Source organism: Nocardiopsis sp. TNDT3 (assembly GCF_003427465.1).
GTDB classification, from domain to species: Bacteria; Actinomycetota; Actinomycetes; order Streptosporangiales; family Streptosporangiaceae; genus Nocardiopsis; species Nocardiopsis dassonvillei.
The window spans coordinates 1-6,698 of the sequence record NZ_QPFC01000180.1; the positions used below are offsets into that span (position 1 = coordinate 1).

The 6,698-nt window shown below is 73.0% G+C and carries 7 protein-coding genes; 6 read left to right on the plus strand and 1 reads right to left on the minus strand.

The window, feature by feature from the left end:
- Together DQW06_RS04935 and DQW06_RS04940 are read left to right on the plus strand one after the other, a co-directional pair.
- Positions 1 to 602, plus strand: a 602-nt coding sequence (locus DQW06_RS04935) for a histidine phosphatase family protein (protein ID WP_157983343.1), incomplete at its 5' end; no start/stop codon positions are given.
- A 169-nt stretch (positions 603 to 771) separates the two neighbouring features.
- A complete protein-coding gene (locus DQW06_RS04940; RefSeq protein ID WP_013155986.1) occupies positions 772 to 1,149 on the plus strand; it encodes an SSI family serine proteinase inhibitor in 378 nt (125 codons plus the stop codon).
- 26 nt (positions 1,150 to 1,175) lie between these two features.
- Here the strand turns inward: DQW06_RS04940 and radA are convergent, their stop codons facing one another.
- Positions 1,176 to 2,558, minus strand: a complete 1,383-nt coding sequence (radA, locus tag DQW06_RS04945; protein WP_041553496.1) for a DNA repair protein RadA — start codon at positions 2,556 to 2,558, stop codon at positions 1,176 to 1,178.
- Between the two features lie 171 nt (positions 2,559 to 2,729).
- Here radA and DQW06_RS04950 point away from each other — a divergent pair, with 171 nt between their 5' ends.
- The 4 genes from DQW06_RS04950 to proC all read left to right on the plus strand — a co-directional run bounded on the left by DQW06_RS04950 (position 2,730) and on the right by proC (position 6,564).
- Positions 2,730 to 3,644 (plus strand): SGNH/GDSL hydrolase family protein, encoded by a 915-nt coding sequence (locus DQW06_RS04950; RefSeq protein ID WP_013155988.1) that lies wholly within the window; start codon positions 2,730 to 2,732, stop codon positions 3,642 to 3,644.
- 229 nt (positions 3,645 to 3,873) lie between these two features.
- Complete coding sequence (locus DQW06_RS04955; RefSeq protein WP_013155989.1) at positions 3,874 to 4,488, plus strand: C40 family peptidase; 615 nt, start codon at positions 3,874 to 3,876, stop codon at positions 4,486 to 4,488.
- A gap of 256 nt (positions 4,489 to 4,744) precedes the next feature.
- Complete coding sequence (locus DQW06_RS04960; protein ID WP_013155990.1) at positions 4,745 to 5,683, plus strand: sugar phosphate isomerase/epimerase; 939 nt, start codon at positions 4,745 to 4,747, stop codon at positions 5,681 to 5,683.
- 86 nt (positions 5,684 to 5,769) lie between these two features.
- Positions 5,770 to 6,564 (plus strand): pyrroline-5-carboxylate reductase, encoded by a 795-nt coding sequence (proC, locus tag DQW06_RS04965; RefSeq protein WP_013155991.1) that lies wholly within the window; start codon positions 5,770 to 5,772, stop codon positions 6,562 to 6,564.
- The last annotated feature ends 134 nt before the right edge of the window (positions 6,565 to 6,698 follow it).

A 6,698-nucleotide genomic window follows, 5' to 3' on the forward strand; every position in this document is an offset into this window, starting at 1 on the left:
CCGCGCGCAACGCCGACGTGGACCTCACCCCGCTGGGCGTGCGCCAGGCCCGCGCCGTGGGCTCGGACTGGCTGGCGTCCCTGCCCGGCGACCGGCGGCCCGGCGTCGTGTTCTCCTCCACCTACCTGCGCGCCCGCCGCACCGCCGCACTGGCGCTGGAGGCGGCCGGGCTGGTCCTGCCCGTGCACCTGGACGAGCGGCTGCGCGACCACGACGGCGGCCCCTTCACGTTCATGACCCCGGCCATGGTCGAGGAGTACGACCCCGAGGAGGCGCCCCGGCGCCTGGCCGACCGGATGCACCACCGGCCCGAGCGCGGCGAGTCCCTGGCCGACGTCCTGCTGCGGCTGCGCTCGTTCCTGCGGGACCTGTGCGCGGAGTACCCGGGCGAGCGGGTGCTGCTGTTCGCCCACGAGCCCGTCGTGGTCCTGCTCCGGGGCATCCTGGAGGACCTGGAGGAGGACGAGGTGTGGCGGACGAGCCGACGGGAGCCCGCGGCGGCGGCCTCGGTCAGCCGCTGGACGGCCGACGCCGGGGGAGACCTGCGGCCCGACGGCTACGGAGCCGTGGGGCACCTGTCGGGGGTGTCGGCGGGGGAGTGACGGGGATTCCGACATAACCTCGCATTCTCTGCTTTTCGCCCGGCATTCGGGTCTGGCCGCAACCCCGGCGCAGGGAAATTCCGGCGACCTCGCGGAAAAGCGACAGCTTCGCGTAATGGTTCGATTACCATCCGTGCTGTCTGGAATCCGCACGTCCCTGGAGGCTGTCGTGAATCGCATCGTCCCGGCCCTGGCCGCCGCTCCCGTCCTCGCCCTGGCGCTCGCCGCGCCCGCGCACGCCGCCGAGGCGGCGCAGACCGGTGAGAGCGGCTACATCCTGCGCGTCCACGGCCTCACCACCGGCGAGACGCGTGAGGTCACCCTGGTGTGCTCCCCCGTCGCCGCGGGCACGCACCCCAGAGCCGCCGAGGCCTGCGAGGCCATCGCCGAAGCCGGTTCGCTGGCGGCGGTCGAGGGTCAGGAGCGGCCCTGCACGTTCATCTACGACCCGGTGGTCGCCGTGGCCTACGGCACCGAGGACTACCGCGAGGAGTTCTCCAACGAGTGCGTACTCCTGAGCGAGAAGGGTGTGGTCTTCGACTTCTGACGCGCCGGTTCGCAGGGGATCCGCGCTCAGTCCCCGTCACGGGGGGCGCGGGCCCGCCGCGACCGCCGGGCCACCCGGCTCAGGGCCTCGCTCAGCTCCTCCACCTCGTGGACGCGGATGCCCGGCACCGGGTCGCCGAAGTGCTTGGGCACGACCGCCTCGGTGAAACCGAGCCGCTGCGCCTCCGCCACCCGGCGCCGCACGCCGCTCACGGTGCGCACGTCGCCCGCCAGGCCCACCTCGCCGATCGCGATGAAGCCGACGGGCAGCGCGACGTCGTTGTTGGAGCTGGCCGCCGCCATGGCCAGCGCCAGGTCCACGGCGGGCTCGGTCAGCTTCACACCGCCCACGGTGGAGGCGTACACGTCCATGTTGGCCAGCTTCATGCCCGTGCGCTTCTCCAGCACCGCCAGGATCATGTTCACCCGCGAGGTGTCCAGGCCCGAGGTGGCCCGGCGCGGCGCGGGCAGCGGGGTCGGCGCGACCAGGGCCTGGACCTCGGTGATGAGCGGCCGCCGCCCCTCCAGGGTGACGGTGACGCACGTGCCCGGCACCGGGTCGGTGCGCTCGGTGAGGAACAGCCCGCTCGGGTCGGGCAGGCCGACGATGCCGGACTCGGTCAGCTCGAAGCAGCCGATCTCGTCGGTGGGCCCGTAGCGGTTCTTGACCGCGCGCAGCAGCCGCAGCTGGGAGTGGCGCTCGCCCTCGAAGTGCAGCACCACGTCCACCAGGTGCTCCAGCATCCGCGGACCGGCGATGGACCCGTCCTTGGTGACGTGTCCGACGAGCACGGTGGCGATCCCCCGCTCCTTGGCGATCTGGATCAGCGCGCCGGTCACCTGGCGGATCTGGGTGACGCCGCCCGGGACGCCGCTGGCGTCGGGGGAGACCATGGTCTGCACCGAGTCCACGATGAGCAGCCGGGGGCCGACCGCGTCCACGTGGCTGGCCAGGGCGGCGATGGAGGTCTCGGCGGCCAGGTAGAGCTTGTCGGAGAGCGCGCCGAGCCGCTCGGCGCGCAGCCGCACCTGCCCGGCCGACTCCTCCCCGGTCACGTACAGCACGGGGCCCTCGGCCGCGCGCATCGCGGCGACCTCCAGCAGGAGGGTGGACTTGCCCACGCCGGGCTCACCGGCGAGCAGCACCACGCCGCCCGGGACCGCGCCGCCGCCCAGGACCCGGTCGAGCTCGTCGACGCCGGTGGGGACGGCCTCGGCGCTCTCCACGCTGATCTCGGTGATGGGCCGGGCCCGGGAGGTGACGGGCGCGGGCGCGACGGCGGAGGGCGCGGGGGCGCCCGCCTCCTCGACCGTGCCCCAGGCCTGGCACTCGCCGCAGCGGCCCACCCACTTGAGGGTGCTCCATCCGCACTCCGCGCACCGGAACGTGGTCTTCGCTGCCTTCGCCATGGTGGCCACGCTAGCGGCTTCCTGGGACAACTCCGCCGAGAGGAGTAAAGGGACCTTTCGGAGACACATGAAAGTTACCTACGAGTTAGGCGCCTTATCCCGTAGGTCGTGTTAAAGAATTCCTAGGGTCCGACAGCTCCAACGCCCCCGCTCCATGGAGAGGAAACCCGCGTGCCCCGTACATCCGCCACCGCCGCGCCCCGATCCCCGCGCCGTGCCCTGGTTCCCGTGGCCGTCGCCGCGCTGAGCGCGTCCCTGGTCGCCGCGCCCGCCGCCGCCGAGACCGCGCAGGCGCCCGCCTTCGACAGTTACGTCTCCCTCGGCGACTCCTTCGTCGCCGGACCGCTCATCCGGGAGGAGAGGGTCAGCAGCAGCATGCCGCTGCTGGGCTGCCTGCGCACGTCCAACAACTACCCCACGATGCTCGCCGAGCGGATGGGCGTCACCGACTTCACGGACGCCAGCTGCTCGGGCGCGGTCGTCAACGACCTCTACGAGCCGCAGTTCGACGACACGCCGCCCCAGCTCGACGCCCTGACGCCGGAGACCGACCTGGTCACGGTCGGGATCGCGGGCAACGACTTCGGCTTCTCCGAGGTGCTCCTGGAGTGCGCCAAGCAGAGTCTGAGCAACCCGCTGGGCGACCCGTGCGCCGAGCACTACGGCGACGAACTCGACCAGCGCATCGAGGACCTGCGGCCGGAGGTCGCGGGGGTCTACGCCGACATCGCCGAGCGCAGCCCCGACGCCACGGTCCTGGCCGTGGGCTACCTCCAGATCCTGCCCGAGAGCAGGGGCTGCTGGCCGAGCACGCCCATCGCGTGGGGCGACGTGCCCTTCCTGGACCGGGCGCAGACCGCGCTGAACGCGATGATCGCCGAGGAGGCCGAGGCCCAGGGCGCGGTCTACGTGGACGTCTTCGAGCGCGGCCACGACGTCTGCCAGTCCTCCGACACCCGCTGGGTGGAGGGCCTGATCCCCGAGAACGGGGCCCCGGTGCACCCGAACTACCTCGGTATGCAGGCCACGGCCGACTTCGTGGGAGCCGAGCTGGGGGTCCCCGCGCCCGTGGACGACGCCGCGTAACCCGGGGTGACCGGCCGCCGCGGAGGGGAGTCCGTTCAGTGGTGACCTGAGTGCTTTCGTCCCCCGAAGGTCAAGGACTCTTTACCGTCTTTGGCGGCCGATCGTGCTACGGAGAGTGACATATCGCGTGGTCTGTGTGACGAATGGTGAGGGCGTCGCGACGGGGAGATCCGCGTCACAGTGACGTGGGCGCCGCGACGCTCCGAGCGAGAGCGGGAGAACCACCGTCATGCGAATACCGCGACACCACGAGCAAACGCAGGCCTGCCGTCCCACGGATCCGGGGCGGCAGGCCTCGCCCGTTCCTCCGCGCCGCGGCGGGCGCGCGCTCGCCGTCGCCGCGCTCACCGCGGCCGCCCTGGCCGCCGGTACGGCGCCCGCGCTCGCCCAGCCGGTCCAGCATCCGCAGCCGGTGCGACCGGCGCAGCAGGCCGCGCCCACCGCGCAGGACTCAGCCGGACCCCGGCGCGTCCACATGTCGCTGTCCAGGTCGACGGTGGAGGACGCCATCGACGCCGCCGAGTCCAAGAAGGGCACCCCCTACCGCTGGGGAGGCACCGGCCCCAACGGCTTCGACTGCTCGGGACTCGTCCAGTGGGCCTACAAGCAGGCCGGGGTTGACCTGCCCCGCATCGCCCACGACCAGGTCGGCGCCGGGACCCGGGTCTCCTACTCCAACGCCCGCAGGGGCGACATCCTGTACTGGGCCGACAGCGGCGGATACGCCTACCACGTCGCCATCTACCTCGGTGGCGGGCGCATGATCGACGCGCCGAACTCGGGGGACCACGTCCGCGAGCGGGACGTCCACAAGCACGGTCTCGCAGGCGCCGTACGGCTGTGAGACGGGCGGGCCTCGCGCGGCGCGCTGACGGCCCCCACACACGCCGGGGAGTGAACCCGGCCGGGCCCGACCGCCCCGACGACGTGGCGGTCGGCAACCACGAACCAGGGCTCCGCGGGTGCACCCGCGGGCCCTCCCACCACCGCCGCGCGACCGCGACCCGCACCCTCCGTGGGGGAGGGCGTGGGGAGAACGGCACGCCGCGTTCACGCGGGCGGTACGCACACGAGGGGTGTTAGCGCATACTCTGGTTGGCGTGAGCCCTATCCAGGTCCCAGACGCGCCCGTCGTCCTGTCGTCGGCGTCGGTCTACCCGGAGAAGACCCCGGCCGCCTTCGAGATCGCCGCGAAGCTGGGGTACGACGGCGTGGAGGTGCTCGTCTCCTCCGATCCGGCAAGCCAGGACATCGACCTCCTACGGCGCCTCTCGGACTACCACCAGATCCCCGTCACCGCGGTCCACTCACCCTGCCTGGTCCTGACCCAGCGGGTGTGGGGCAGGGAGCCCTGGGGCAAACTCGTCCGCTCCAAGGAGATGGCCGAGGCCCTGGGCGCCAAGACGATCGTGGTGCACCCCGCCTTCCGATGGCAGCGCGACTACGCCCGCGAGTTCGAGACCGGTATCTCCCGCATGCAGGACGAGACCGACGTCGTCTTCGCCGTGGAGAACATGTACCCGGTGCGCGTGCGCGACCGCGAGGTCGTCCCCTACGCGCCGAGCTGGAACCCGCTCGACCGCGACTACCCCGACGTCACGCTCGACCTGTCGCACACCGCCATGTCCGGCTCCGACGCCATGGACATGGCCAAGCGCCTGGGCGACCGCCTCTCCCACATCCACGTGGCCGACGGCATCGGCGGCCAGAACCTCGACGAGCACCTCATCCCCGGGCGCGGACGCCAGCCGGTGGGCGAGCTGCTGGAGTACCTGGCCGGGAACGGCTTCGAGGGCCAGCTGGTCCTTGAGGTCAGCACCCGCAAGGCCCCCGACCGCCAGGCGCGCATGCGCGAGCTGGCCGAGGCCCTGGCCTTCACCCGGCTGCACTTCGCCCGCACCGCGGGCCCCGGCGACCGGCCGCGCGACCGCCGCGAGCGCATCGCGCTGCTGCGCCGCGCCCCCTCGGCGCCGCCCCGCCGCTTCGCGGTCGACGAGGGCGGCACCGTGGACGACAAGGGCACCGTCGACCCCGAGTGAGGGCCGGGTGTCCACGGAGTGGGATCCGGTGTCCACGCGGGGTCACCGGTGCCGTTAGCGTGGGGGCATCCGCAGGAAGGACCTTCATGATCGCCATCATCGGTGCCGGGAAGATGGGCGAGGCTCTGCTCGCCGGAATGCTGGCCACGGGCCACGCGCCGGAGGACGTCCTCGTCACCGAGCCGCGCGAGGAGCACGCCGGGGAGCTGCGCGCCCGCTACGGGATCGAGGTGGTCCCGGCCGCGGACGCCGCCAAGCGCGCCGACACCCTCCTGCTCGCGCTCAAGCCCCAGGACATGGTGGCGCTGCTGGACGACCTGGCGCCGCGCCTGTCCTCCTCCTGCCTCGTGATCTCCGTCGCGGCCGGGATCACCACCGCCGTGCTGGAGGAGCACCTGCCCTCCGGGACCCCCGTCGTCCGGGCGATGCCCAACACGCCCGCCCTGATGGGGCAGGGGATGACCGCGATCGCGGGCGGCGCCCACACCGGTGAGGCCCACCTGGACCGCGCCGAGGCGCTGCTGGGCACGGTCGGCGATGTCATCCGCGTGGGCGAGCAGCACATGGACACCGTCACCGCCATCTCCGGCAGCGGCCCCGCCTACTTCTACTTCATCGCCGAGACGATGATCGAGGCCGGTGTGGCGATGGGGATGCCGCGCGCCACCGCGCAGAAGCTGGTCGGCCAGACCATCACCGGCGCCGCCGCGATGCTCAACGGCTCGGGCGAGCACCCGGTCGTGCTGCGCGAGGCCGTCACCTCGCCGGGCGGCACCACCGCCGCCGCGCTGCGCGAGCTGGAGCGGCACGGCGTGCGCACGGCCTTCACCGACGCCATCGAGGCGGCCAGGGACCGCAGCAACGCGCTCTCCGGAAGCTGACGAGGCCCTGGGGCCGGGTGAAGCGTGCCGTCGGGGTCGTTCCGCCCGGAGGCGGGACGGAGCGCGGGCTGGCGCCGCGCCTCCTCGGGGGTCGTGGAGCGGACCGGTGACGGCGGCCCGGCACCCGCGGGTGC